Here is a 287-nt window from a genome sequence, read left to right on the forward strand (position 1 = left end):
CAGCGCATTTAAGACACAAAAGCTTGCCACCCTCACTAAGGGGATGGCAAGCTTTTGTTGTATCAGGTCAGAGTTTCCTAAGCGGCATGCTCTTCCCCTTGGCTATGATTCGTATGCGTGGGCTTCGTGTAATTCAGCCCATTAAAGATCAGATTCAGGATGATGGCCGTCAAGCTACCCGCTACGATCCCGTTATCCATCAGAATGCGAAGATTGTCCGGCAGGCTTTCGAACAGTCCAGGCACCGTGGTTACGCCAAGACCAATACCCACGGAGCAAGCGATAAT

Annotated in this window: 1 pseudogene; it reads right to left on the reverse strand. The window is 50.5% G+C overall.

From position 1 onward, the window contains the following. Positions 1-77: 77 nt before the first annotated feature. A pseudogene (locus ACFRAK_RS29665) lies at positions 78-287 on the reverse strand (purine permease); the annotation flags it as partial.

The organism is Peribacillus sp. NPDC056705 (assembly GCF_043656335.1).